The sequence below is a fragment of the Xanthomonas arboricola pv. juglandis genome (genome assembly GCF_001013475.1).
GTDB lineage: Bacteria > Pseudomonadota > Gammaproteobacteria > Xanthomonadales > Xanthomonadaceae > Xanthomonas > Xanthomonas arboricola.
This window is the reverse complement of the sequence record NZ_JZEF01000003.1, coordinates 693,370-716,122: the sequence shown is the minus strand read 5'-3', so window position 1 is coordinate 716,122 and position 22,753 is coordinate 693,370. Positions and strand designations below refer to the sequence as shown.

Here is a 22,753-nt window from a genome sequence, read left to right as displayed (position 1 = left end):
TGCTCGACAGGCATCCTGCCTCCGACAGCGATGAAGAGCCCGGCTGCAAGCCCGGCTCTTCATTTCGATCGGCGTGCGGCGGACGCTGCGCAGCACGCAGAAACGCTCGACTTTCACGGCTTGCCCGCCGCCTTGTCATCGCCGCTGGAGAACACCGTGCGGCAGTCCACGCGGATCTGCTCGCCGGTGCTGCGCCAGTAGAACAGGTCGCAATGGCGCTTGCCTTCAACGGTCTTCTTGACCGCCACTGCATAGAACGACTGCGCGATCTCGTCGCGGCCGGCGGTGCCGTCGTTGTTCCAGTCCATGTCCTTGAACTCGACGCCCTGAGTGATTGCCATGCCGACCGACCAGGCATAGGCCAGCCATGCCAGGATCAGCACGATCACGCCGAGCAGGATCTTGCGCCGGGTGGTGAAGCGCCCGCGCAGGATCATGCGATGCGCCGGATGGTCGCGCCCAGCGCCCCCAGCTTCTCCTCGATGTTTTCGTAGCCACGGTCCAGGTGGTAGATGCGATCGATGGTGGTGTCGCCGTCGGCCACCAGGCCGGCCAGGATCAACGATGCCGACGCGCGCAGGTCGGTCGCCATCACCGGCGCGCCGCTGAGGCGCTCGGTGCCGCGCACGATCGCGGTATGGCCTTCGACCTGGATGTCCGCACCCAGGCGCAGCAGTTCGTTGACGTGCATGAAGCGGTTTTCGAAGATGGTTTCGTTGATCACGCCCACCCCGTCGGCCACACAGTTGAGCGCCATGAATTGCGCCTGCATGTCGGTGGGGAACGCCGGATACGGCGCAGTGGTCAGGTTGACCGCACGCGGGCGCTTGCCGTGCATGTCCAGCGTGATGCTGTCGGCAGTGGTGGTGATGCTGGCACCGGCTTCGGTGAGCTTGTCCAGCACCGCGTCCAGGGTGTCCGGACGGGCGCGGCGCACGGTGACGCTGCCGCCGGTCATCGCCGCGGCGACCAGGAAGGTGCCGGTCTCGATGCGATCCGGCAGCACTGCATGGTGCCCGCCGCCCAGGCGCTCCACGCCCTGCACCACGATGCGCGGCGTGCCGGCACCTTCGATCTGCGCACCAAGTGCGATCAGGCAGTCGGCCAGGTCGGTGACTTCCGGCTCCATCGCCGCGTTTTCCAGCACGGTGGTGCCTTCGGCCAGCACGGCGGCCATCAGCACGTTCTCGGTACCGGTGACGCTGACCATGTCGAACACGTAGCGGCCGCCCTTCAGGCGCCCGTTGCTGGTGGCCTTGATGTAGCCGTTCTCCACGCTGATCTCCGCACCCAGCGCCTGCAGGCCCTTGATGTGCTGGTCGACCGGGCGCGAGCCGATCGCGCAGCCGCCAGGCAGCGACACCTCGGCGGTGCCGTAGCGCGCCAGCAGCGGGCCGAGCACCAGGATCGAGGCGCGCATGGTCTTGACCAGCTCATAGGGCGCGACCTGGTGGGTGACCGAGCGCGGGTCGACCAGGATCGAGCGGCCCTTGGCCAGCGTGCCTTCGTCGATGGTGACCTCGGCGCCCAGTTCGCTGAGCAGTTTCACCGTGGTGATCACATCGTGCAGATGCGGCACGTTGCTGATCTCCACCGGCGCATCTGCCAGCAGGGTCGCGCACAGGATCGGCAGCACCGCGTTCTTGGCGCCGGAAATATTGACCTCACCGTGCAGCGCTTGGCCGCCGGTCACTACGATTTTTGCCATGGGAGCTTGGGAAATCCGAAAAGGGATGTCGGGGGAATGGGAAGGGTGGCCAGGAGCCGGCCGGGCCGCTGGCAGTCGGGGCGCAGGCGCAGCCCGACCGGCCAGGACCCGGCTGACGCTCAGCCTTCGTCGGGCGTCAGCGTCTTGAGCTGCAGCGCGTGGATCGCGCCGCCCATCAGTTCGCCCAGGGTCGCGTAGACCATGCGATGGCGCGCCAATGGGGCCTTGCCGGCGAATGCGGGGCTGATCACGGTCGCCTCGAAGTGCACGCCGTCGTCGCCGTGCACGTCGACGCGGGCTTCGGGCAAGCCGGATTCGATGAGTTTACGGATGGTTTCGGCGTCCAAAGGGCGTTTCCTCATAAAATGAGCGCACATTCTACTCTTCACCCGAGTCCCGCATGGCCGTCTCGCACCTGCCCTCCGCCACCGTCAGCGACGCCAGCCTGGTCGCCAGCGGCCAGCGCGTGCTGGAGATCGAGCGCGAGGCGCTGGCCAGCGTGGGCGCGCGGATCGGCAGCGACTTCGCCGCGGCCTGTCGGCTGGTACTGGCCTCGCGCGGGCGCGTGGTGGCCACCGGCATGGGCAAGTCCGGGCATATCGCGCGCAAGATCGCCGCCACCCTAGCCTCCACCGGCACGCCGGCGTTCTTCGTGCATCCGGGCGAAGCCGGGCACGGCGACCTGGGCATGATCACCGAGGCCGACATCGTGCTGGCGCTGTCCTATTCCGGCGAATCGGACGAGGTGCGCATGCTGCTGCCGGTGCTCAAGCGCCAGGGCAACCCGATCATCGCCATGACCGGCCGCCCGAGCTCCTCGCTGGCGCAGGCCGCCGACGTGCACCTGGACGTGAGCGTGTCGGCCGAAGCCTGCCCGCTGCATCTGGCGCCCACCTCCAGCACCACCGCCTCGCTGGCGATGGGCGACGCGCTGGCCGTGGCGCTGCTGGACGCGCGCGGCTTCACCGCCGACGATTTTGCGCGCTCGCATCCGGCCGGCAGCCTGGGCCGGCGCCTGCTGCTGCACATCACCGACGTGATGCACAGCGGCGATGACCTGCCGCGCGTGCGCGAGGACGCCAGCCTGAGCGATGCGCTGATGGAAATGAGCCGCAAGCGGCTGGGCATGACTGCCGTGGTGGACGCGGACGGGCGCCTGATCGGCTTGTTCACCGACGGCGACCTGCGCCGTGCGCTGGACAGCGACATCGACGTGCGCAGCGCCGGCATTGCCCAGGTGATGACGCGCAACCCGCGCACCATCGGCGCCGACCAGCTGGCCGCCGAAGCCGCACGGCTGATGGAGGATTACAAGATCAATGGCTTGATCGTGGTCGACGCGCAGCAGCGCGCGGTGGGCGCATTGAACATTCACGACCTGTTGCGCGCCAAAGTGGTTTAACAGGTTCAGTTTTCTACCGTTGGAACCCCGTTCTCACCGATTCGTGCCGATGCCCTATTCCCCCCTGCAACACCTGCCCGCCGACATTACCGACCGCGCCGCGCGTATCCGCCTGGCCTGTTTCGACGTCGACGGCACCCTGACCGACGGCCGCCTTTATTACGACCATGCCGGTAACGAGAGCAAGTCGTTCAATGTGCTCGACGGCCAGGGGCTCAAGCAGCTCGACCATGCCGGCATCCATGTCGCGCTGATCACCGCACGCGCCAGCCTGTCGGCGGAAAAACGCGGCCAGGATCTGGGCCTGCATGTGCAGATCGGGGTCAAGAACAAGCGCCTGGCAGTGCTGGCCCTGTGCCAGGAGCACGGCCTGTCGCTGGACCAGGTGCTGTTCATGGGCGACGACCTGCCGGACCTGCCGGCCCTGCTGGCGGTCGGCCTGCCGGTGGCACCGGCCAATGCGCACCCGTGGATCGCCGAGCGCGTGCAGTGGCATACCCGGGCACGTGGCGGCGAAGGCGCCGCGCGCGAGGTCTGCGATGTGGTGCTGGCCGCGCAGGGCCAGGTCGAGGGCATCATCGAAAGGTTCTCCGCATGAGCTGGAACTGGCGCACCACCCTGGGCGTGGCGCTGTTCGCCGCCGCGGTGATTTCCGGCTGGTCGGCGTGGCAGCAGCGCGCGCGCCCGGTCGCCGCGGCGACGGACGATGCGCGCGCCGACTACGTGCTGCGCGACTTCGAACTGATTGCGCTGGACAAGGAAACCGGCAAGGAATCGATGACGCTGCGTGCGCCGGAAATGCATCGCAACCGTGCCGATCGCACTTCCGAAGTCACCACCCCGGTGTTCCTGCTGCCCGACAACACCAATCAACCGTGGACGCTGCGCTCCAAGACCGGCTGGATCAGCCCCACGGGCGACGAGCTACGCCTGCGCGGCGATGTCGAGGGCGACAGCCCCACCGGCGGCGCGACCCCGCCCACCACGTTCCGCACCCAGAGCCTGGACGTGTTCCCGCAGCAGAACCTCGCCAAGACCGCGGCCCCGGTGAGCATGAGCCGGCCGGGTATCATGCAGAGCGGGGTCGGCTTCGAGGCCGATCTCAAATCACGCCAGTACAAGCTCCTTTCCCAGGTCAAGACCCGCTATGAACCGAATGCTGCCCGCTAAACTGGCGTTTGCCGCGCTGCTGCTGCCCGCCCTTGCGATGGCCAAGACCAGCGACCGCAATCAGCCGATGGCGATCGACTCCAATGCCAACGATTGCAACATGCTCGACGACAGCGGCAAGTGCCGCTTCAGCGGCAATGTGGTGATCACCCAGGGCACGCTGGAAATCCACGCCGACACCGCCGACATCTTCCAGAAGAACGGCCAGACCGACCGCGTCGTGCTGACCGGCAAGCAGGCCACGCTGAAGCAGCAGATGGACGACGGCGCGATGATGAACGGCCAGGCCGACAACATCGAGTACCAGGTCGCCAACGAAGTCATCGTGCTGACCGGCAACTACAAGGTCGACTCGCCCAAGGGCACCAACGCCGGCCAGCGCATGGTCTACAACACCAAGACCGGCAACATGCAGAGCGGCGGCGACGGCAGCCGCGTGCGCACGATCATCCAGCCCAAGACCGCAGCGCCTGCGGCGACGCCGGCTGCCAAGCCCGCGGCCAAGCCGCAGGGGAAGAAGTAATGCTGGTCGCCACCGGTCTGCGCAAGAAGTACAAGCAACGCGAAGTGGTCAAGGAATTCGGCCTCACGCTCGAGGCCGGCGAGGTGGTGGGCCTGCTCGGCCCCAACGGTGCCGGCAAGACCACCTGCTTCTACATGATCGTCGGCCTGGTCGAGGCCGATGCCGGGCGTATCGAGCTGGACGGCCGCGACCTCACCGCCGAGCCGATGTACGCCCGCGCCAAGCTCGGTGTCGGCTATCTGCCGCAGGAGCCGTCGATCTTCCGCAAGCTTACCGTGGCCGACAACATCCGCCTGGTGCTGGAGCTGCGCGAAGAGCTGGATGGCGCCGGCCGCGAGAAGGAACTGGTCTCGCTGCTGGAAGAGCTGCAGATCACCCATGTGGCCGACCAGCTCGGCGCCAGCCTGTCCGGCGGCGAGCGGCGGCGTTGCGAGATCGCGCGGGCGCTGGCGGCCAAGCCGCGCATGATGCTGCTCGACGAACCCTTTGCCGGCGTCGACCCGATTTCGGTCGGCGAGATCCAGCGCATCATCATCCACCTCAAGGAACGCGGCATCGGCGTGCTGATCACCGATCACAACGTGCGCGAAACCTTGGGAATCTGCGACCGCGCGTATATTCTCGCCGAGGGGGGCGTGCTGGCGCAGGGGGCACCAGATGCGCTGCTAGCCAATCCCGACGTCCGTCGCGTGTATCTGGGGGAAACTTTCCGCCTTTGAGCGCGTCGCCGCGCCATCGATTCTTCCAGTCAGTGCCCGCATGAAAGCCCGGCTCCAGACATCGCTAGGACAGCAGTTGGTCATGACGCCGCAGTTGCGTCAGGCGATCAAGCTATTGCAGATGTCCACCACCGAGCTGGAACTGGAAATCGCCGAAGCGGTGGAGACCAATCCGCTGCTGGAATGGGCCGACGAGGCCGCGCATGCGGCCAACGAGCTGCCGGTGGACGCGTCGTCGGCCGCCTCCACCGACGACACCCCGCGCGAGGAACCGGCGCCGGCCGAAAGCGATGACGACTGGTCGCAGGACGAACTGCAGTGGACCGGCTCGGGCAGCGGCGGCAGCTTCGACGACGACGAGTCCGGCGATGCCGCCGAGCGCGTAGCCGAATCCGAAACCCTGGCCGACCATCTGCTGTGGCAGCTGCACCTGTCGCCGCTGTCGCCGCGCGACCGCCAGATCGGCGCGCTGCTGATCGATGCGCTGGATGAGGACGGCTACCTGCGCGAGCCGCTGTCGGCGATTCTGGAAACGCTGGCGCTCGGTGCGGCGGTGGACGAGGCCGAAGTCCTGACCGTGCTGCACCAGATCCAGCGCTTCGACCCGGTCGGCGTGGGTGCGCGCACTCTGGGCGAATGCCTGGCACTGCAGTTGGCGGTGCTCGACCCGGCCACTCCGGGGCGCGAGCTGGCGTTGCAGATCGTCGCCGGCCCGCTGGAGCGCCTGCCGCGCAGCGGCGTGGCCGGCCTGGCGCACGAACTCAAGCGCTCCACCGCCGATGTCGAGCAGGCGGTCCAGCTGGTGCGCTCGCTGGACCCGCGCCCGGGCAAACAAATCGGCGACCTGTCGCAGGACACCTACGTGGTGCCGGACTGCGTGATCTGGCGCCAGCGCGGCGTGTGGCGGGCCTCGCTGGCCGGCCGCGCGCAGCCCAAGGTCACCATCCACCGCGGCTACGAGAACCTGATCCGCAGTTGCGGCGAGTCCGACGCCGGCTACCTGCGCGGCCAGCTGCAGGAGGCGCGCTGGCTGCTCAAGAGCCTGGAGGCGCGCGGCGAGACCCTGCTGCGGGTGGTGCGTTGCCTGCTGCAGCACCAGGCCGGGTTCCTGGAATTCGGCGCGCAGGCCCTGCGCCCGCTGACCCTGCGCGAGATCGCCGGCGAGCTCGGCCTGCACGAATCCACCATTTCCCGCGCGATCGCGCGCAAATACGTGCGCACCCCGCGCGGCACCATCGCGCTGCGCTCGTTCTTCGCCTCCGGCATCGACACCGACAGCGGCGGCGAGGCCTCCAGCACCGCCATCCAGGCCATGATCCGGCGCCTGATCGAGGCGGAAAACCCGCGCAAACCGCTGTCCGACGCCAAGTTGGCCGATCTGCTGAAAACCTCCGGCGTACCAGTGGCGCGGCGCACCGTTGCGAAGTATCGTGAGGCCATGAACATTTCCGCCTCCCACGAACGCGTGCGTATCGCCTGACGTTGCACCCACCGCAACGCCGGCCTGCGCCGGGTGAGTCGGAGCACCGGAAAGGTTCATTGGCCCACCGACCAATGGAGGTATCCGATGCGTATCGAGACGTATGGCCACCAGCTTGAAGTGACCCCCGCGCTGCGGGAGTACGTGGCAAGCAAGCTGCAGCGACTGCAGCGCCATTTCGACCAGCACTGTGAAGTCCGAACCCAGCTGGCCGTTCGCAAGCCAGATCATCACGTGGTCGCCACCGTCAACCTCCCCGGTCGCACCCTGCACGCAGATGCCAGCGGCTCCAGCATGTATGCGGCCATCGACCTGCTGGTCGACAAGCTCGACCGCCTTGTGCTCAAGCACAAGGAAAAGAAATGTAACCACCATGCACGCGAGGTGCGCGACAATCCCGCATGACGCTTCCCGCTTGATGCCCTCATGCCTTTAACCGATCTGATGGCGGCCGTGCGCACCGTGGTGTCGCCGGCCGCCGATCGCGACACCGTCCTGCATGCCGCCGCCGACCTGCTGTCCTGCCGCCAGGCCGGTGCCGACGAGCTCTACGCCAACCTGTGCGAACGCGAGGCCCTGGGCAGTACCGCCATCGGCCACGGCATCGCCATCCCGCACGGGCGCTGCCCCAACCTCACCGAACCGCGCGGCGCATTGCTGCGCTTGGACACCCCGGTGGCCTTCGGTGGCGACGAGCCGGTGGACCTGATCTTTGCGATGGCGGTGCCTGCGCACTACACCCACCAGCATCTGATGCTGCTGTCGGAACTGGCCGAGCGGTTTTCCGACGCGGACTTCCGTCAGCAGTTGCGCGCCGCCCCCAATGCCGACGCCTTGATGGCGCTGCTCACCGACGCACCGCCAGCACAGGCCAGCGCCGCATGAATACCAGCATCACCGCACGCGAACTGTTCGACCAGCAACGCGACAAGCTGGCACTGCGCTGGGTGGCGGGCCAGAAAGGCGAGCACCGCGAGATCGAGGCCGGCAGCAACAATGCACGCCGCCCGTCGCTGGCCGGCTATCTCAATGTGATCTATCCCAACAAGGTGCAGATCCTGGGCACCGAAGAGCTGGCCTGGCTGGATTCGCTGGATGCGCGGCAACGCTGGGAAACCATCGAAAAGATCATCCAGGTGCAGCCGCTGGCGCTGGCGATCAGCAAGAACCAGTCCTGCCCGGAAGACCTGCGCGCGGCCGCCGACGAATCCAACACGCCGCTGTGGATCTCGCCCAAGCGCGGCCACGAGTTGCTCAATCACCTCTCCTACCACCTGGCGCGCACGCTGGCGCCGCGGGTGACGCTGCATGGCGTGTTCATGGAGATCTATTCGATCGGCGTGCTGATCACCGGCGAGGCGGGCTCGGGCAAGAGCGAGCTGGCGCTGGAGCTGCTCAGCCGCGGTCACCGGCTGGTGGCCGACGACGCGCCCGAGTTCACCCAGATCGCCCCCGACGTACTCGACGGTACCTGCCCGGAACTGCTGCAGGACCTGCTGGAAGTGCGCGGCCTGGGCGTATTGAACGTGCGCGACATGTTCGGCGACACCGCGGTGAAGAAGAACAAGTACCTGCGCCTGATCGTGCACCTGACCCGCCCGATGACCGAGCCCACCCCGTCGGGCTACGAACGCCTGACCGGCGATTCCGGCAGCCGGCACGTGCTGGATCTGGACGTGCCGCTGATCACCCTGCCGGTGATGCCCGGGCGCAATCTGGCGGTGCTGACCGAAGCGGCCACGCGCCTGCATATCCTGCGCACCAAGGGCATCGACCCGGCGGCGATGTTCATCGCCCGCCACAGCAACCTGCTGGAGCGACGCACGCCATGAGTACCGCGCCCTCCACGTTGATGATCGTGAGCGGGCTGTCCGGCTCGGGCAAATCGGTTGCGTTGAAGACCTTCGAGGATCTGGACTACTACTGTTCGGACAACCTGCCGGTGGAGCTGCTGCCGGATTTCGTGCGCAGCCGCCTGCGCGGCAACCCGCTCGGCGACCAGCGTCTGGCGGTGGGCATCGATGTGCGCAGCCGCAGCGACCTGACCCAGCTGGCGCAATGGCGCCAGGCTGCGCAGGAATACGGCATCGAGGCGCGGCTGCTGTTTTTCGAGGCCAGCGACGAGGCGCTGATCAAGCGCTATGCCGATACCCGCCGCCGCCACCCGCTCAGCCATCTCGGCCTGGCCTTGCCGGAAGCGATCACCCGCGAGCGGCAGTTGACCGAACCGCTGCGCACGCAGGCCGATGCCATCATCGACACCAGCGCGCTCAACGTGCACCAGCTGCGTCGCCGCGTGGTCACCGAATTCGCGCTCGGCAGCAGCGACCGGCTGTCGCTGCTGTTCGAATCGTTCGCCTACAAACGCGGCGTGCCGGCGGAGGCGGACTTCGTGTTCGATGCGCGCGTCCTGCCCAATCCGCACTGGGACCCGGAACTGCGCCCGCTGACCGGCCGCGATGCCGGCGTGCGCGAGTATCTGGACAAGGAACCGGACGTGGTGCGCTACAGCGCGCAGATCGTGGACCTGCTCGACACCTGGCTGCCGCGGCTGCGCAACGACACCCGCAGCTATGTGACCATCGCCTTCGGCTGCACCGGCGGCAAGCACCGCTCAGTGTATCTGGCCGAACGGATGGCGCGGCATGCGCGCGAGCAGGGCTGGCCGGAGGTGGCGACGTTTCATCGTGAGCAGGACTGAGGGGCTGGGATTGGGGAATCGGGATTGGGGAATCGGGAATCGGGAATCGGGAATCGTCAAAGCGGTGTCATGCGGCTTGGAATGTGCGTACGGTCGGTGACATCTGTGCTTTGAAGCTTGGCCTTGCGGGTTGGCCTCGGCATCGGGTCCCCGCCCCGCGCTTGCTGTCGAGGCTTTGATCTTGGTAGCTCATTTGGAGCTGCAGGCCGTCCTTGTCACTGCTGCTTCCTTAGTTTTGCTGCGGGCGCAGATTGTTCGGCCTGGCGCAGGCATTGGGTCTGCGGAAAAAACTTTTGATCGGTGCATTCGTCTGCGCGTTCTGATCGGGGACTGCCTGCCAGGTGCGCGCTGCAGCGTTCGCTTGTGATGCGGTTCGCATTGGCAGACTCCGGGCGTCGCGATCATTGCCGTGCGGGCAGCGGCGCGCTTACTGCATGCGCTGCACGCGACATGCTGCCGCGGTCCTAAACGGCTATTCATTTCGCAACACATCGGTGCCAGCAGACGCTATCGCGCGGTCATGCCGACCTGTTAACGTTTCGGCATGGCCTGTGGCATTCTCCTCATTACTCATCCCGGCATCGGCGCGGCGTTGTTGAACGTGGCGACGGGGCTGTTGCGGCAGTTGCCGCTGAAGACCGAAGCATTCGATGTGCCGCTCGATGCAGACCTGGACGCCTTGCTGCCCCAGGCCTCGTCGGCGATGCGACGGGTCGACAGCGGCGACGGCGTGCTGGTCATGACCGACCTGTACGGCGCCAGCCCCAGCAATCTCGCCAGCCGGTTGGCAAAGCTCGGCACGCCGGTTCGCCGGGTGTCCGCGCTCAGCCTGCCGATGCTGCTGCGGGTGATGAACTACCCCGAACAAGGATTGCAGGAGCTGCCCGCCACCGCGGCGGCAGGCACCCGCAACGGAGCGATCATCGACGATGCTTGAACGCGAACTCATAGTTTCCAACCGACTCGGACTGCATGCGCGGGCAACCGCCAAGCTGGTGCAGACGCTGTCGTCCTATCGCAGCAACGCCACCCTGGCGGCCAAGGGCCGCGAGGTGAATGCCAAGAGCATCATGGGCGTGATGCTGCTGGCCGCCGGCCAGGGCACCAGCGTGGTGGTGCGGCTGGATGGCGAGGACGAAGCGCAAGCCCTGCAGGCACTGGTGGACTTGTTCGAGCGTCGTTTCGACGAGGACAGCTGAGCATGCGCCGCGTCGGTGCGGGGCTGACCGACAGGGCGCGTCCGCGCCAGGGCCGCATATGAGCCTGCGTTTGCGTGGACACGCCGCCTCGCGCGGCAACGCACTCGGACGCGCGCGCGTGCGCCAGAGCCACACGCTGGAAGTGGCCGAACAACGCGTGCCTGCCAGCCAGGTGGAAACCCAGCTGCAGCGTCTGCACGTGGCGATCGAGGCGGCACGCACCGAAATGCAGCAGCTGCGCGACCGCCTGCATGGCGCGCTTGCGCGCGAGGTCGGCGAATTCCTCGAACTGCATGCGCTGCTGCTCGACGACCCGGAGCTGCTGCAAGGCCTGGACGAGTTGATCCGCACCCACCGCTACAGCGCCGACTACGCCTTGCGCGTGCAGCGCGACCGGCTGGCGGCGGTGTTCGACGGCATGGAGGACGCTTACCTCAAGAGCCGCATGGACGACCTGGATCACGTCATCGGCCGCATCCACGCGTTCTTGCACAAGCGCGCGCCCGACCTCAAGGGCGTGGCCGGCGAGATCCTGGTCTGCGACAACGTGGCGCCGTCGGAGCTGGCGCAGCTGCAGGCGCAAGGGGTGGTCGGCATCGTCACCACCGCCGGCAGCGCGCTGTCGCACAGCGCGATCCTGGCGCGCAGCCTGCACCTGCCGCTGGTGGTGGGGGTGAGCGATGCGGTCCAGCGGATCGACGATGGCGACGTATTGATTGTCGATGCCGGCTCCGGCCAGGTCATCGTCGACCCCAAGCCCGAGCATCTGCGCGACTACCGCGAGCGCCTGCGCGCGCTGGCCAAGGAACAGCGCGAACTGGGACGGCTGCGCTCCAAACCCACGCGCACGCGCGACAACGTCGATATCACGCTGCTGGCCAATGCCGAATCGCTGGAGGACGTGGCCAAGGCGCACGCGCTCGGCGCCAGCGGCCTTGGCCTGTATCGCACCGAATTCCTGTTCCTGCAGCGCAACGAGTTGCCGGACGAAGAAGAACAGTTCCACACCTATCGCGACACCGTGCTGGGCATGAGCGGGCGACCGGTCACCATCCGCACCCTGGATCTGGGCGCCGACAAGGCCGACCGCACCGGCCTGACCTTGAGCGATGAGGACAACCCGGCGCTGGGCTTGCGCGGGGTGCGGTTGTCGCTGGCCCGGCCTGCGGTGGCGCAGGCGCAGTTGCGCGCGATCCTGCGCGCCTCCGGCTACGGGCCGGTGCGCATCCTGGTGCCGATGGTCAGCGGCCGCGAGGAAGTCCAGCTGCTGCGCCGGCAGATCAAGAAGCTGGCCGCGCAATTGCGCGAACAAGGCCACGAGATCGCCGAGCACATTCCGCTGGGCGCGATGATCGAAGTGCCGGCTGCGGCCCTGGCGCTGGACTGCTTTATCGACGACATCGATTTCCTGTCGATCGGCACCAACGATCTGGTGCAGTACCTGCTGGCGGTGGATCGCAACAACGAGGCATTGGGCGAGCTGTATTCGCCGTTGCATCCGGCGGTGCTGCGCCTGATCGCGCAGGTGATCGCCACCGGGCGCGCGTACGCCAAGCCGGTGGCGGTGTGCGGCGAGATCGCGGGCGACCCGCGTTTCGTGCCGATGTTGCTGGCGCTGGGGCTCACCGAGTTCAGCCTGCATCCGGCCACGCTGCTGGAAGTGCGCCGTGCGGTGCGCGACATCCACCTGGGCGAGTTGCGCGTGCAGGGCGACAAGCTGCTGCGCGCGCGCGACCGCAAGGGCATCGAGAAGTGGCTGGCTACCGTTGCGCAGGGCCTGGCGCGCTGAGCGATCGCGTCATCGCGCAGGCGATGTTCTAACGCGTTGCGAGCGGCACTGTATGTTTCGTCACCGTGCGCAAGCGATAATGCCGTGCTGACTCAGCAGCGCGTCTTCCATCGGGACGTGTCCACTCTTCCAGGGAGCCGCGCATGGCCGAAGCCGTCCGCCACGACAAGACCACGCGCCAGCTGCGATTGCTGTCCGATGCGCTCGATAGCGGACGCCTGGGCCCGGTACGCCGGCTGGTCAATACGCTGGCGCCGGCGGAGATCGGCAACCTGCTGGAGTCGCTGCCGCCCGGCAAGCGCGAAGTGGTGTGGGGGCTGGTCGACCCGGAAGACGACGGCGAAGTGCTGCTGCATGTCGGCGATGAAGTACGCGAAAGCCTGCTGGCCGACATGGACACCGACGAGATCGTCGCCGCGGTCGAAGACCTCGACATCGACGATCTGGCCAATCTGGTCGAAGACCTGCCCGACACCGTCATCGACGAAGTGCTCAAGTCGATGGACCGCGAGAACCGCGAGCGGCTCGAGCAGGTGCTGTCGTACCCGGAGGACACTGCCGGCCGCCTGATGAATCCGGACGTGGTGACGGTGCGCGCCGACGTCAATGTCGATGTAGTGCTGCGCTATCTGCGCCTGCGCGGCGAGCTGCCAGACCACACCGATCACCTGTACGTGGTGAGCCGGCGCCACCAGTACCTGGGCCGGGTGTCGCTGGCCGCGCTGGTCACCCACGAGGACAGCACGCCGGTCAATCGCCTGATCGACGACGAGCAACCGGCGATTGATGTCGGCGATGGCTCCGACGAGGTGGCACGGCGCTTCTCGGACCACGACTGGATTTCCGCGCCGGTGGTGGACGACAACAACATCCTGCTCGGCCGCATCACCATCGACGACGTGGTCGACATCATCCGCGAACAGGCCGAACACCAGGCCATGAGCGCGGCCGGTCTGGACGAGGACGAGGACATGTTCAGCCCGGCGCGGCGCGCCTTCCGCCGCCGCCTGATCTGGTTGGGCATCAACCTGTGCACTGCGTTCCTCGCGTCCAGCGTGGTCAGCCGATTCGAAGGCACGATCGAGAAGCTGGTGGCGCTGGCGGCGTTGATGCCGATCGTCGCCGGCATGGGCGGCAACGCCGGCACCCAGGTGCTGGCCCTGATGGTGCGCGGCCTGGCGCTGGGCCAGATCGGCTCTTCCAACGTGATGACCCTGCTCAAGAAGGAACTCACGGTCGCGCTGATCAACGGCCTGGTGCTGGGCGTGGGCCTGGGCCTGATCGTGCTGGCCTGGTTCCAGCAGCCGATGCTGTCGCTGGTGATCGGCACCGCGCTGACCTTGAACATGCTCACCGCCGCATTCGGCGGGGTACTGGTCCCAGTGACGCTGAAACGCCTGGGCTTCGATCCGGCATTGGCCGGTGGCGTGATCCTGACCACGCTGACCGACGTGATGGGGTTCCTGAGCTTCCTCGGCCTGGCGACGCTGATCCTGCTGCCGTAGTCGCCGTGTCGGGCCATGGCGATCAACGTTGCGCCGAGCACACCGCGGCGACAATCAGATGAATATTCGACAGAAATCGCCGCAATGCGACATGCCAGCACAGCTGCATGCGGCGATACTGCGGGTATGTCATCGGTCAGGGGGTGTGCGTGATCCGTCGTTGTCTTGTTCTTGCGATTCTTGCGCTGCTGCTGGCCGGCTGTTCCAGCATGGCTGAGCGCCACCACGACGGGCGCCGCGGCCATTTCGTCACCCGCACGCTGGAGCTGGAAGGACGGCTCTACCGCTATCAGGTGTTTGTGCCGACCTCCAAGGCGCCGCAACCGCGCCCCATCGTGCTGTTCCTGCATGGCTCGGGCGAACGCGGCGACAACGGGCGCGATCAGGCCGAAGTCGGCGTTGGGCCTTACCTGAGCGAACACACTGCCGAGTTCCCGGCGCTGGTGGTGCTGCCGCAGGTGCCCGACGACGAGGAGTGGCTGGGCATCAATGCACGCATGGCGATCGCCGCGCTGGATGCGGCCAGCGCCGAATTCGGTGCCGACCCGCAGCGCACCTATCTCACCGGCATCTCGATGGGCGGCTATGGCGCCTGGGAAATCGGCCTGATGCAGCCGCAGCGCTTTGCCGCGATCGTGCCGATCTGCGGCGCGCTCAAGGCCCCGCGCGATGAGCGTCGCACGCTCTACGTCAGCCTGGTGGCCAAGGAAGCCGACCCGTACACCGCTGCAGTCACCCAGCTCAGGCACGTGCCGATCTGGATGTTCCATGGCGCCAAGGACGACTCGGTGCCACCGCATGACGACCGTGCGCTGTACCGCGCCGCCAAGGGCATCGGCGCCAATGTGCGCTACAGCGAATATCCGGACGGCAACCACAATGCCTGGGATGCGACCTACGCAGACCCGGCGATGTGGGCGTGGATGTTCAAGCAACGCCTGCGCTGAGCGGGCGGCGCATCGCGCCGATGCGGTCTGCGCCCGCTCAGTGGTGATAGCCGGTATCGGCGGTGATCTTGCCGCGGAACACGCGGTACGACCACACCGTGTAGCCCAGGATCAGCGGCAGCAGCACCACCAGACCGATCAGCGCGAACAGCTGCGACGACGGCGGCGCGGCGGCCTGCCAGATCGTGTAGACCGGCGGCACCAGATACGGCCACATGCCTAGCACCAGGCCGAGGAAACCGAGCACGAACAGGCCCATCGCCAGCAGGAACGGCGGCGTATCCGGCCGCCCCGCTTCGGTGCAGCGCCAGAGCGCGAACCCGACGATGGCGACCAGCACCGGCACCGGCATCAGCCACAGGTAATGCGCACCGCTGAACCAGCGGTCCATCACATGCGATTGCAGCGACGGCAACCACGCACTGACCAGGCCGATGAAGATCAGCACGCTGATGGTCAGCGGCCGGCTCAACTGCCGCGCGAGCTGTTGCACATGACCTTCGGTCTTGAGGATCAGCCAGGTGCTGCCGAGCAGCGCGTAGCCGAACACCAGCGCCGCGCCGGTCAGCATCGCGAACGGACTGAACCAGCCCCAGATGCCGCCGACATAGCGGTCGTTTTCGATCGGCAGGCCCTGCACCAGCGCGCCCAGGATCACGCCCTGCGCAAACGTGGCCAGGATCGAGCCGGCAGCGAAGGCATTGCTCCACAGCCGCCGCGAGCGATGCGCCTTGAAGCGGAACTCGAACGCCACCCCACGGAACACCAGCGCCATCACCATCAACAGCACCGGCAGATACAGCGCCGACAGGATCACCGCATACGCCTTGGGAAACGCCGCCAGCAGCCCTGCCCCGCCCAGCACCAGCCAGGTCTCGTTGCCGTCCCAGATCGGCGCGGCGGTATTCATCATCAGATCCAGCTGCGCTTCGTCCTTGCGGAACGGCGCCAGGATGCCGATGCCGAGCACGAAGCCGTCCAGCACCACGTACATCAGCACCCCGAAGCCGATCACCGCGAACCACGCCACCGGCAATACGCTGCTCATGTCCATCATGCGGCTCCGTCGATCGGTTCGTCGGCCGCCGACAGCGGCCGTGCCGGGGTGTGTTCGCCGTGGTCCAGCTGCGGCGCGTCATGCGGGGTCGGGCCGATCTTGCCGATCTTGACCAGGTACCAGATGCCCCAGCCGAACACGAACGCATAGCCGACCACGTACACCGCCAGCGAGATTGCGGTCATCAGCGTCGATTGCGGGCCCACGGCATCGGCAGTGCGCAACAGGCCATAGACCACATACGGCTGCCGCCCCATCTCGGTGACGAACCAGCCCGACACCAGCGCGATGAAGCCGCTCGGCAACATCCAGCGCCAGGTCGCCAGCAACCAGCGCCACTGCAGCAACTTGCCGCGCCACCAGGCGAACGCCGAGACCCAGGCCACCAGCAGCATCAACGAGCCCAGCCCGACCATGATGCGGAAGGCGAAGAACACCGGCAGCACCGGCGGGCGATCGGCCGCCGGCACCGAGGTCAGCGGCGCGATGCTGCCTTCCGCACTGTGGGTCAGGATCAGGCTGCCCAGGCGCGGAATCGCCACCTCGTAATCGTTGCGCTCGGCCTGCGCATTGGGCAGGGCGAACAGCACCAGCGGAAACCCCTTGCCCTGGCCTTCGTCATGCCAGTGCGCTTCCATCGCCGCGATCTTCATCGGCTGGTGCTTGAGCGTGTTCAAGCCATGCATGTCGCCGACGAAGATCTGCAGCGGCACGGTGATCGCCGCGAAGGCCACTGCCAGCTTGAGCATGCGCAGCCCGGCCTCGCGGTGCACGCCGCGATGCAGATACCACGCCCCCACCGCACCGACAACAAAGCAGGTGGTGATGAACGAGCCCAGCGCCATATGCGCAAGCCGGTACGGGAACGAGGGGTTGAAGATGATCTTCAGCCACGCCACCGGATGCACGATGCCGTCCACCACCTCATAGCCGGCCGGGGTCTGCAACCAGCTGTTGGACGACAGGATCCAGAACGTGGAAAACAGCGTGCCCAGCGCCACCATGCAGGTCGCCAGGAAATGCAGGCGCTCGGAAATGCGCCCCCAGCCGAACATCATCACGCCCAGGAAACTGGCTTCGAGGAAGAACGCGGTCAACACCTCGTAGCTAAGCAACGGGCCGATCACGCTGCCGGCGATCCGGCTCAGCTCCGGCCAGTTGGCCCCGAACTGGAAGGCCATCACGATGCCGCTGACCACGCCCATGCCGAACGACACCGCGAAGATCTTCTGCCAGAAGAAATACAGCTCGCGCCACACCGGCAGCCGGGTGCGCAGCCAGCGCCATTCGAGAAATGCCAGCAGGCTGGACAGCCCGATGGTGAATGCGGGAAACAGCACGTGGAATGCGATGACGAACCCGAACTGGATCCGCGATAACAGCAAGGCATCCATGGAGAATCCTCCAGGAAAAAGATGGGGCAGCATCAGCGCACAGGTTGCAGGTCGATTGCCGAACACCAGTGCCGGTCGATCGCGACCTCTGCGCTACGGGATCATCATAAGGACGGTCGTGCTCGTTCCCGATGCGACACGGCGTCGCATCTGCGGCAAATTGCCGCGCTTGTGCAGCCAGCAGCGACCCACAACACGCAGCGAGTGGCAGTCAGGTGGGTGGGGACGGCGCGCCCGGAACCGCAGCGCATGCGTGGCTCATGCCGATTCGTCGCACCGGCCGCACCTGCCTGACGGCGGCGTTGTAGTTTTGTTGGCTCTCTGGGCGATGCTACACCCGGTGTGCAATGCAGCGCGCATTTCTCGCACGCAGACGCGTTGCACGCAGGCCGGTCACTGCGATGCACCCGGCTCTCGCAGGTACACCGGTACGCGATGGAAGGTCGCCGCGCTGCCCCACCCCATCCACACGCAGGTCGCCGGAAAACGCTAAAGCCGCACCCGCTCCCAGACCCGCAGGAAATTGCCGCTATACACATCGACGATGCGTTGCGTGGGCCAGCCGGCATCCAGCATCGCCTGCGTGAGCCTGGGCAGATCCGCGCCGCTGCGCAGACCGGTCGGCAGGCTGGAAATGCCGCCATCGAAATCGCTGCCGAAACTCAGGTGCTTCCACGGATCCTCGACGATCCCCATGGCGGCGATCTGTCGGGCGAAGGCTTCGTAGTAGCCGACGACAAAGGCGAGATCGGCATCCATGTTCGGCTTGCCGTCGGCCAGATAGGCGTGTTGCAGAAAGTACGGCGCCAGGATGACGCTGATGCAGCCACCGGTCTGGACGATGGCGCGGATCGCCGCGTCGTCGAGCCCGCGGTCGAGATGACGCGACGGCCGCGTCTCGGCGCCACGGGTGACGCTGCGCGAGGCGGCATGCGAGGCGAAGGCCGGCACGTTGCGACGGACGCAGATGGCGCAGGCATCGAGGACGCCCTGGCTCGAGGTATGCGAAAGATCCACCAGCAGTCCGACATCGATGCAGCGCTCCACGACCTTGCGGCCGAATTCCGACAGCCCCGCCCCTTCGATCCCGCGCCACGGATTGAGCGGCGCATAGCCGGCCTGGGAGATGTCGGTATGGCTGAAATGGTTGAGCGTCACATAGGCGGCGCCGGCCCTGGCAGCGATGTCCAGGCGCTCCAGCCGCAGCGCCTGACTGCGGACTCCGCGTGGGCCGAGCATATGCGCGCCCTCCAGCGACAGGATGGCGCAGCAAAGACCCTCGGCCCGAACCGCGCGCAGCTCGGCGGCGCTGCGTGCCAGCCGCATCCGACCCTTGCTCGCGGCCACCATCTCCTCGACATAGCGCTGATGCTCCACCCAGTTGTTCCAGGGGTCGAGAAACGGCGCGCCGAAGAGGTTCTCCCACAACGCGTGGGCGCTGAAGCAGGCAGCGCCGTAGCCGCCGGCCAGAAAGTCCGGGCCGCTGACGTGGTACATCAGCGGTTGGTTGCGACCTCTTGGCGAGGTCTTGGACATCAGCCAGAGGATCAGCGAGCGTCGATGTGCTTTCCAGTCGCCCTTCCAGAAATCGAAGCCACCCAGGCGCGACAGATACAGGGAGTCCAGATGCGTATCGACCGGATAGGCCAGCGCATGCACCGCCTCCAGGGTGCGGGCGGTAGGCAAGGCAGCAGAATTCTCGGACGAAACGGCATGCATGCACGAACCCCGGCGATGATTGCTGAAACAATCAAGGAATGAAGCGATGCATTTTCATCGTCGCGCGCTGGCGCGCGGATGTTTTCCAGCCAACCGATGCAACCAACAGAATCGGCCGAATGACAGTAGCCGAGCTGGATCAGCAGATCCAGCCACTCGCCTGTCTGATGGGGAAGGAAACCGCAAGACTGCTTGCGTGTTCTCGCTTCGACGGTGTGCAACAGCGCACTGCAGCTGTATTTGCGCCGCTGGACGATCACGCACTCAGCCGCGTGGACCTACACGTTCACGTCCGCGCACGCACGCGTCGCGCCACTTCGCTGACCACGGCAATGAAGACAGTCAGACCGACCATCGACAGGAACTGCGCGCGGGTGTCCGCCGAGGACGCCAGCAGCACGAAGATCACCGCCAGTATCGCCAGGGCCAGCAGGGTCAGAAACGGATAACCCCGCATGCGGAACGGCAGCGCGATGCCGGCGCGGTCGGCGCGTGCGCGCAGGATCAGCTGCGACAGCAGCGAGATCGTCCACACCAGCAGGCAGGTGGCGCCGACGATGTTGAGCAGCATCGGCAACACCTTGTTGGGGTAGAGCAGTTCCAGCGCGGCTGCGGCAAACCCGAACAGCACGCTGGCGATCACCGCCACCAGCGGCACCTGCTCGCCGCTGGTCCTGCCAAGCAGCCGCGGCGCTTCGCCGCGCTGGGCCAGCGAGAAGATCATCCGCGAGGCGCCATACAGATTGGCGTTGAGCGCAGACAGCAAGGCCACCACGGCGACCAGAGTGATGGCAGTGGCCGCGCCGGGAATGCGCGCCACCTCCAGCACGGCGGCGAACGGCGAGCTGAGCGCCGCGCTGGTCCACGGCACCACCGCCACGATCACGCTGATCGAGCCGATGTAGAACACCAGGATGCGCCAGGCCACGGTGCGAATCGTGCGTGCCAGGCTGCGGCCCGGGTCGGCGGTTTCCGCCGCGGCCACTGCCACGATTTCGGTGCCGCCGAAGGCGAACACCACCACCAGCAACGCCGAGCCGATGCCGGCCAGCCCCTTGGGCGCGAATCCGCCGTTCTGGGTGAAGTTGGACAGCCCCGGCGACACCACGCCGGGCAACCACCCGGCCAGCAGGGCCACGCCGATCAGCAGGAACACCACGATCGCAACGACCTTGAGGATGGCGAACCAGAATTCGAACTCGCCGAAATTGCGCACGCCGAGCAGATTGATCGCCGTAAAGGTGGCCATGAACACCACCGCCAGCAACGGCACCGACAATGCCGGCCATACCGAGGCGAGCAGGCCCGCCGCGCCGACCGCTTCGGCGGCGATCACCACCACGATCTGCAGCCACCACAACCAGCCCACCGTCGCACCAGCGGTCGGGCCCATCGCGTCGGCTGCATACACCGAAAACGCACCGCTGGCCGGCTTGGACGCGGCCATTTCGCCCAGCGCGTTCATCACGATGATCACCAACGCTCCGGCGATCAGGTACGACACCAGCACTGCCGGCCCCGCCGCGTGGATCCCCACGCCCGAGCCCAGGAACAGCCCGGCGCCGATCGCCGTGCCCAGGCCCATCATCATCAATTGCCGCGGTTTCAGCGCGTGGCGCAAGGTGGGCGCGGCGGACGGAGCGTGCTCAGCAACGGGATCGGTTGGAAGCGGCATGGACAGGCTTGCATGGATGGGATCGCGACACGATACCGCGTCGCGGCGCCTGCCGCGCCTCTTGACGCCGGCGCCGGAGCGAGGTCGATCAAGCCGGGCGAGCGCTTGCCTGCATCCACCGCCAGGGATTCACTGCCACGTGCAACCAGCGGTGGCCGCCGTGCCTGGCCGCAGACCGACGATGCACGAATCAGCTGCACCCCACAGACAAGAATCCCCGGCCAGGCCGGGGATCGATGTGACCGCACTCTGTTGTCGCTTACTCGGCCAGGTTGGTGCCCGCACCGGCGGTGGCGATCACCTTGGCCTTGACCTGTGCGGCCGGGGTGATGCTGTAGGTGTAGCCCAGCGGTTCGGGGAACACCTTGGTGGTGATCCAGTTGGTGGCGTTGGCGTACGGCTTGCTGCCATCCGGGGTGCCCCAGGTGATGCCGCTACCGACGTAGTTGTTGATCAGGTCCCAGTAGCCGATCTCGCTGCTGTCGCGCGAGGTCACCGGGTTCTTGATGTTTTCGAAGTAGTTCGACTCGATCTTGGCCACCCCGCCCATGCGCACGTTGATGCCCGAGGTGGTGACGTTGTTGAAGTAGTTGTTGTAGATGTGGCTCAGCCCACGCCGTTGCAACGGCACGCGCGACTCGACGTTCTCGAAGCGGTTGTGGTGATAGGTGGTGCGCGCGGCCGAATTCTTGGTGTCGCTGTCGCTGTATCCGTTGAGCGCGACCTTCTGGTAGTTGTAGACGTGGTTGTAGGACACGGTGACGTGGTGGGCGCCCTTCTTCATGTCGATGCCGCCATCGAAAGACGCATCGCCGGCGCCCGAGCACTTGGTCAAGGAGGCGAACACGGTGTTGTGGTCGACCCAGATCTTGGACGGCGAGCCGCTGGAATTGCCCTCCAGCGAAATCGAGTCGGCATCTTCACCGCCCTGCAGCAGGCCGATGGTCATGTTCTGGATGATGACGTTGCTGGAGTTGCCCACCACCCATAGCCCGAAGTTGGCCGACGAGCCGCTGGCCCCCTTGATGGTGATGTTGCTCTTGTTCTTGATCTGCACGGCCTTGGCCGGCAACTTCCACTGTGCGCAGACGTCCTTGATGCTGCTGAAGTCGAACTTGCCGGTGTAGTTGAGCACCAACCCGCCGCTGCCGGAATAACTGTCGATCGGAGCCTGCATCGCCTCGAAGGTGGTCACGGTGACCGGTGTCTTGTTGCCGCCGCCGGTGGTGCCGGCACCGTACCCGACCGGGCCGGCGATGGCGCCCGCAGCGCAGGCGGACAGGGCAAGCGCAACTGCGCCCTGGAATGTCTTGATGATCATGCAGCCTCTCCCAAAGTGTGGAAAAGCGATGCGTGCTGCCTGCGCCGGAGCGATGACAACAGCAAAGCGGTGCGTGGGGGCCGCATTCTTCGCGCGATTTAAAACATAAAACAATTATCAATTACTGAAACTTTGACGCACCACGGTGTTCTCCGTGCAGGACATGCAAAAGGGACAGCAAGAGACACCCGGGACAGGACACCGTTGCGGCGTGCGCAGTGTTTTTGTGCTTACGCAGATGTGTTTTTTCATGCATGCAAACGCAGGCCGATGCTGGTTTACTCACGCGCGCGTTCGACCACAGTTGCTATCGGCAGATGCGTTCTTTAAGCATCGAAGTGCAACATGAAATGCTGCGCAGTGGTCACTGCACACGAACGTGTGTTGTGAGCGTCATTGGTGCGTAGCAGCAGCGCCATCGCAGGCATATGCGGTTTGCGAGGT

Annotated in this window: 23 protein-coding genes and 1 other RNA gene; 15 read left to right on the top strand and 9 right to left on the bottom strand. The window is 66.3% G+C overall.

Features of this window, described 5'->3' with window-relative positions:
- Positions 1-113: 113 nt before the first annotated feature.
- From XARJCFBP2528_RS13795 to XARJCFBP2528_RS13785, 3 genes are all read right to left on the bottom strand, one after another.
- Positions 114-437, bottom strand: a complete 324-nt coding sequence (locus XARJCFBP2528_RS13795; RefSeq protein WP_016904620.1) for a hypothetical protein — start codon at positions 435-437, stop codon at positions 114-116.
- Positions 434-1,708, bottom strand: coding sequence for a UDP-N-acetylglucosamine 1-carboxyvinyltransferase (gene murA, locus XARJCFBP2528_RS13790; protein WP_039526178.1), 1,275 nt, complete (start codon positions 1,706-1,708; stop codon positions 434-436). Before murA ends, XARJCFBP2528_RS13795 begins: the two co-directional genes overlap by 4 nt.
- A gap of 119 nt (positions 1,709-1,827) precedes the next feature.
- Positions 1,828-2,055: a BolA family protein gene (locus XARJCFBP2528_RS13785; RefSeq protein ID WP_016905061.1), complete on the bottom strand. Its 228-nt coding sequence runs from the start codon at positions 2,053-2,055 to the stop codon at positions 1,828-1,830.
- A gap of 53 nt (positions 2,056-2,108) precedes the next feature.
- Between XARJCFBP2528_RS13785 and XARJCFBP2528_RS13780 the strand changes: the two genes are divergently transcribed.
- The 15 genes from XARJCFBP2528_RS13780 to XARJCFBP2528_RS13710 all read left to right on the top strand — a co-directional run bounded on the left by XARJCFBP2528_RS13780 (position 2,109) and on the right by XARJCFBP2528_RS13710 (position 15,143).
- Positions 2,109-3,110: a KpsF/GutQ family sugar-phosphate isomerase gene (locus XARJCFBP2528_RS13780; protein WP_016905062.1), complete on the top strand. Its 1,002-nt coding sequence runs from the start codon at positions 2,109-2,111 to the stop codon at positions 3,108-3,110.
- A 49-nt stretch (positions 3,111-3,159) separates the two neighbouring features.
- A complete protein-coding gene (locus XARJCFBP2528_RS13775; protein ID WP_024938741.1) occupies positions 3,160-3,708 on the top strand; it encodes a KdsC family phosphatase in 549 nt (182 codons plus the stop codon).
- Positions 3,705-4,280 (top strand): LPS export ABC transporter periplasmic protein LptC, encoded by a 576-nt coding sequence (gene lptC / locus XARJCFBP2528_RS13770; protein ID WP_016904604.1) that lies wholly within the window; start codon positions 3,705-3,707, stop codon positions 4,278-4,280. The genes XARJCFBP2528_RS13775 and lptC overlap by 4 nt, the downstream gene beginning before the upstream one ends.
- A complete protein-coding gene (gene lptA / locus XARJCFBP2528_RS13765; protein WP_026064838.1) occupies positions 4,258-4,803 on the top strand; it encodes a lipopolysaccharide transport periplasmic protein LptA in 546 nt (181 codons plus the stop codon). Before lptC ends, lptA begins: the two co-directional genes overlap by 23 nt.
- Positions 4,803-5,522 carry an LPS export ABC transporter ATP-binding protein gene (lptB, locus tag XARJCFBP2528_RS13760; protein WP_016904606.1) on the top strand — a complete coding sequence of 240 codons (720 nt, stop codon included), beginning with the start codon at positions 4,803-4,805 and terminating at the stop codon, positions 5,520-5,522. Before lptA ends, lptB begins: the two co-directional genes overlap by 1 nt.
- A 40-nt stretch (positions 5,523-5,562) precedes the next feature.
- Positions 5,563-7,002: an RNA polymerase factor sigma-54 gene (locus XARJCFBP2528_RS13755; RefSeq protein ID WP_039813353.1), complete on the top strand. Its 1,440-nt coding sequence runs from the start codon at positions 5,563-5,565 to the stop codon at positions 7,000-7,002.
- Positions 7,003-7,089: 87 nt separating this feature from the next.
- Positions 7,090-7,407, top strand: coding sequence for a ribosome hibernation-promoting factor, HPF/YfiA family (gene hpf / locus XARJCFBP2528_RS13750; protein WP_016904608.1), 318 nt, complete (start codon positions 7,090-7,092; stop codon positions 7,405-7,407).
- Between the two features lie 21 nt (positions 7,408-7,428).
- Positions 7,429-7,887, top strand: a complete 459-nt coding sequence (locus XARJCFBP2528_RS13745) for a PTS sugar transporter subunit IIA (RefSeq protein WP_026064839.1) — start codon at positions 7,429-7,431, stop codon at positions 7,885-7,887.
- Positions 7,884-8,834, top strand: a complete 951-nt coding sequence (gene hprK, locus XARJCFBP2528_RS13740) for an HPr(Ser) kinase/phosphatase (protein ID WP_016904610.1) — start codon at positions 7,884-7,886, stop codon at positions 8,832-8,834. Before XARJCFBP2528_RS13745 ends, hprK begins: the two co-directional genes overlap by 4 nt.
- Positions 8,831-9,703 (top strand): RNase adapter RapZ, encoded by an 873-nt coding sequence (gene rapZ, locus XARJCFBP2528_RS13735; RefSeq protein WP_016904611.1) that lies wholly within the window; start codon positions 8,831-8,833, stop codon positions 9,701-9,703. Before hprK ends, rapZ begins: the two co-directional genes overlap by 4 nt.
- A 544-nt stretch (positions 9,704-10,247) precedes the next feature.
- Positions 10,248-10,640, top strand: a complete 393-nt coding sequence (locus XARJCFBP2528_RS13730) for a PTS sugar transporter subunit IIA (RefSeq protein ID WP_016904612.1) — start codon at positions 10,248-10,250, stop codon at positions 10,638-10,640.
- Positions 10,633-10,902 carry an HPr family phosphocarrier protein gene (locus XARJCFBP2528_RS13725; protein WP_016904613.1) on the top strand — a complete coding sequence of 90 codons (270 nt, stop codon included), beginning with the start codon at positions 10,633-10,635 and terminating at the stop codon, positions 10,900-10,902. Before XARJCFBP2528_RS13730 ends, XARJCFBP2528_RS13725 begins: the two co-directional genes overlap by 8 nt.
- Positions 10,903-10,960: 58 nt before the next feature.
- Positions 10,961-12,691 carry a phosphoenolpyruvate--protein phosphotransferase gene (gene ptsP / locus XARJCFBP2528_RS13720; RefSeq protein WP_047124800.1) on the top strand — a complete coding sequence of 577 codons (1,731 nt, stop codon included), beginning with the start codon at positions 10,961-10,963 and terminating at the stop codon, positions 12,689-12,691.
- Positions 12,692-12,834: 143 nt separating this feature from the next.
- Positions 12,835-14,196: a magnesium transporter gene (mgtE, locus tag XARJCFBP2528_RS13715; RefSeq protein ID WP_047124799.1), complete on the top strand. Its 1,362-nt coding sequence runs from the start codon at positions 12,835-12,837 to the stop codon at positions 14,194-14,196.
- Between the two features lie 107 nt (positions 14,197-14,303).
- Entirely contained in the window at positions 14,304-15,143 is an 840-nt protein-coding gene (locus XARJCFBP2528_RS13710; protein ID WP_047124798.1) for a carboxylesterase family protein, read from the top strand.
- Positions 15,144-15,180: 37 nt separating this feature from the next.
- Here the strand turns inward: XARJCFBP2528_RS13710 and cydB are convergent, their stop codons facing one another.
- The 6 genes from cydB to XARJCFBP2528_RS13685 form a co-directional block, all read right to left on the bottom strand.
- Positions 15,181-16,197, bottom strand: coding sequence for a cytochrome d ubiquinol oxidase subunit II (gene cydB / locus XARJCFBP2528_RS13705; protein ID WP_039515200.1), 1,017 nt, complete (start codon positions 16,195-16,197; stop codon positions 15,181-15,183).
- Positions 16,197-17,594, bottom strand: coding sequence for a cytochrome ubiquinol oxidase subunit I (locus XARJCFBP2528_RS13700; RefSeq protein WP_016904205.1), 1,398 nt, complete (start codon positions 17,592-17,594; stop codon positions 16,197-16,199). Before XARJCFBP2528_RS13700 ends, cydB begins: the two co-directional genes overlap by 1 nt.
- A gap of 185 nt (positions 17,595-17,779) precedes the next feature.
- Positions 17,780-17,856: non-coding RNA, sX9 sRNA (locus XARJCFBP2528_RS22605), on the bottom strand.
- A gap of 227 nt (positions 17,857-18,083) precedes the next feature.
- Entirely contained in the window at positions 18,084-19,313 is a 1,230-nt protein-coding gene (locus XARJCFBP2528_RS13695) for a dipeptidase (protein ID WP_016904206.1), read from the bottom strand.
- Positions 19,314-19,599: 286 nt separating this feature from the next.
- The gene (locus XARJCFBP2528_RS13690; RefSeq protein WP_026064748.1) at positions 19,600-20,988 is read right to left on the bottom strand and encodes an amino acid permease; all 1,389 of its coding nucleotides are present in this window, start codon (positions 20,986-20,988) and stop codon (positions 19,600-19,602) included.
- A 259-nt stretch (positions 20,989-21,247) separates the two neighbouring features.
- Positions 21,248-22,309 (bottom strand): pectate lyase family protein, encoded by a 1,062-nt coding sequence (locus XARJCFBP2528_RS13685; RefSeq protein ID WP_016904208.1) that lies wholly within the window; start codon positions 22,307-22,309, stop codon positions 21,248-21,250.
- Between the last annotated feature and the right edge of the window lie 444 nt (positions 22,310-22,753).

What these genes read in the sequence shown, in the direction of transcription:
- XARJCFBP2528_RS13795 (WP_016904620.1), bottom strand. Translation starts at nt 437, where the DNA reads ATGATCCTGCGCGGGCGCTTCACCACCCGGCGCAAGATCCTGCTCGGC.
- murA (WP_039526178.1), bottom strand. Translation starts at nt 1,708, where the DNA reads ATGGCAAAAATCGTAGTGACCGGCGGCCAAGCGCTGCACGGTGAGGTC.
- XARJCFBP2528_RS13780 (WP_016905062.1), top strand. Translation starts at nt 2,109, where the DNA reads ATGGCCGTCTCGCACCTGCCCTCCGCCACCGTCAGCGACGCCAGCCTG.
- XARJCFBP2528_RS13775 (WP_024938741.1), top strand. Translation starts at nt 3,160, where the DNA reads ATGCCCTATTCCCCCCTGCAACACCTGCCCGCCGACATTACCGACCGC.
- lptC (WP_016904604.1), top strand. Translation starts at nt 3,705, where the DNA reads ATGAGCTGGAACTGGCGCACCACCCTGGGCGTGGCGCTGTTCGCCGCC.
- lptA (WP_026064838.1), top strand. Translation starts at nt 4,258, where the DNA reads ATGAACCGAATGCTGCCCGCTAAACTGGCGTTTGCCGCGCTGCTGCTG.
- lptB (WP_016904606.1), top strand. Translation starts at nt 4,803, where the DNA reads ATGCTGGTCGCCACCGGTCTGCGCAAGAAGTACAAGCAACGCGAAGTG.
- XARJCFBP2528_RS13755 (WP_039813353.1), top strand. Translation starts at nt 5,563, where the DNA reads ATGAAAGCCCGGCTCCAGACATCGCTAGGACAGCAGTTGGTCATGACG.
- hpf (WP_016904608.1), top strand. Translation starts at nt 7,090, where the DNA reads ATGCGTATCGAGACGTATGGCCACCAGCTTGAAGTGACCCCCGCGCTG.
- XARJCFBP2528_RS13745 (WP_026064839.1), top strand. Translation starts at nt 7,429, where the DNA reads ATGCCTTTAACCGATCTGATGGCGGCCGTGCGCACCGTGGTGTCGCCG.
- hprK (WP_016904610.1), top strand. Translation starts at nt 7,884, where the DNA reads ATGAATACCAGCATCACCGCACGCGAACTGTTCGACCAGCAACGCGAC.
- rapZ (WP_016904611.1), top strand. Translation starts at nt 8,831, where the DNA reads ATGAGTACCGCGCCCTCCACGTTGATGATCGTGAGCGGGCTGTCCGGC.
- XARJCFBP2528_RS13730 (WP_016904612.1), top strand. Translation starts at nt 10,248, where the DNA reads ATGGCCTGTGGCATTCTCCTCATTACTCATCCCGGCATCGGCGCGGCG.
- XARJCFBP2528_RS13725 (WP_016904613.1), top strand. Translation starts at nt 10,633, where the DNA reads ATGCTTGAACGCGAACTCATAGTTTCCAACCGACTCGGACTGCATGCG.
- ptsP (WP_047124800.1), top strand. Translation starts at nt 10,961, where the DNA reads ATGAGCCTGCGTTTGCGTGGACACGCCGCCTCGCGCGGCAACGCACTC.
- mgtE (WP_047124799.1), top strand. Translation starts at nt 12,835, where the DNA reads ATGGCCGAAGCCGTCCGCCACGACAAGACCACGCGCCAGCTGCGATTG.
- XARJCFBP2528_RS13710 (WP_047124798.1), top strand. Translation starts at nt 14,304, where the DNA reads ATGCGGCGATACTGCGGGTATGTCATCGGTCAGGGGGTGTGCGTGATC.
- cydB (WP_039515200.1), bottom strand. Translation starts at nt 16,197, where the DNA reads ATGGACATGAGCAGCGTATTGCCGGTGGCGTGGTTCGCGGTGATCGGC.
- XARJCFBP2528_RS13700 (WP_016904205.1), bottom strand. Translation starts at nt 17,594, where the DNA reads ATGGATGCCTTGCTGTTATCGCGGATCCAGTTCGGGTTCGTCATCGCA.
- XARJCFBP2528_RS13695 (WP_016904206.1), bottom strand. Translation starts at nt 19,313, where the DNA reads ATGCATGCCGTTTCGTCCGAGAATTCTGCTGCCTTGCCTACCGCCCGC.
- XARJCFBP2528_RS13690 (WP_026064748.1), bottom strand. Translation starts at nt 20,988, where the DNA reads ATGCCGCTTCCAACCGATCCCGTTGCTGAGCACGCTCCGTCCGCCGCG.
- XARJCFBP2528_RS13685 (WP_016904208.1), bottom strand. Translation starts at nt 22,309, where the DNA reads ATGATCATCAAGACATTCCAGGGCGCAGTTGCGCTTGCCCTGTCCGCC.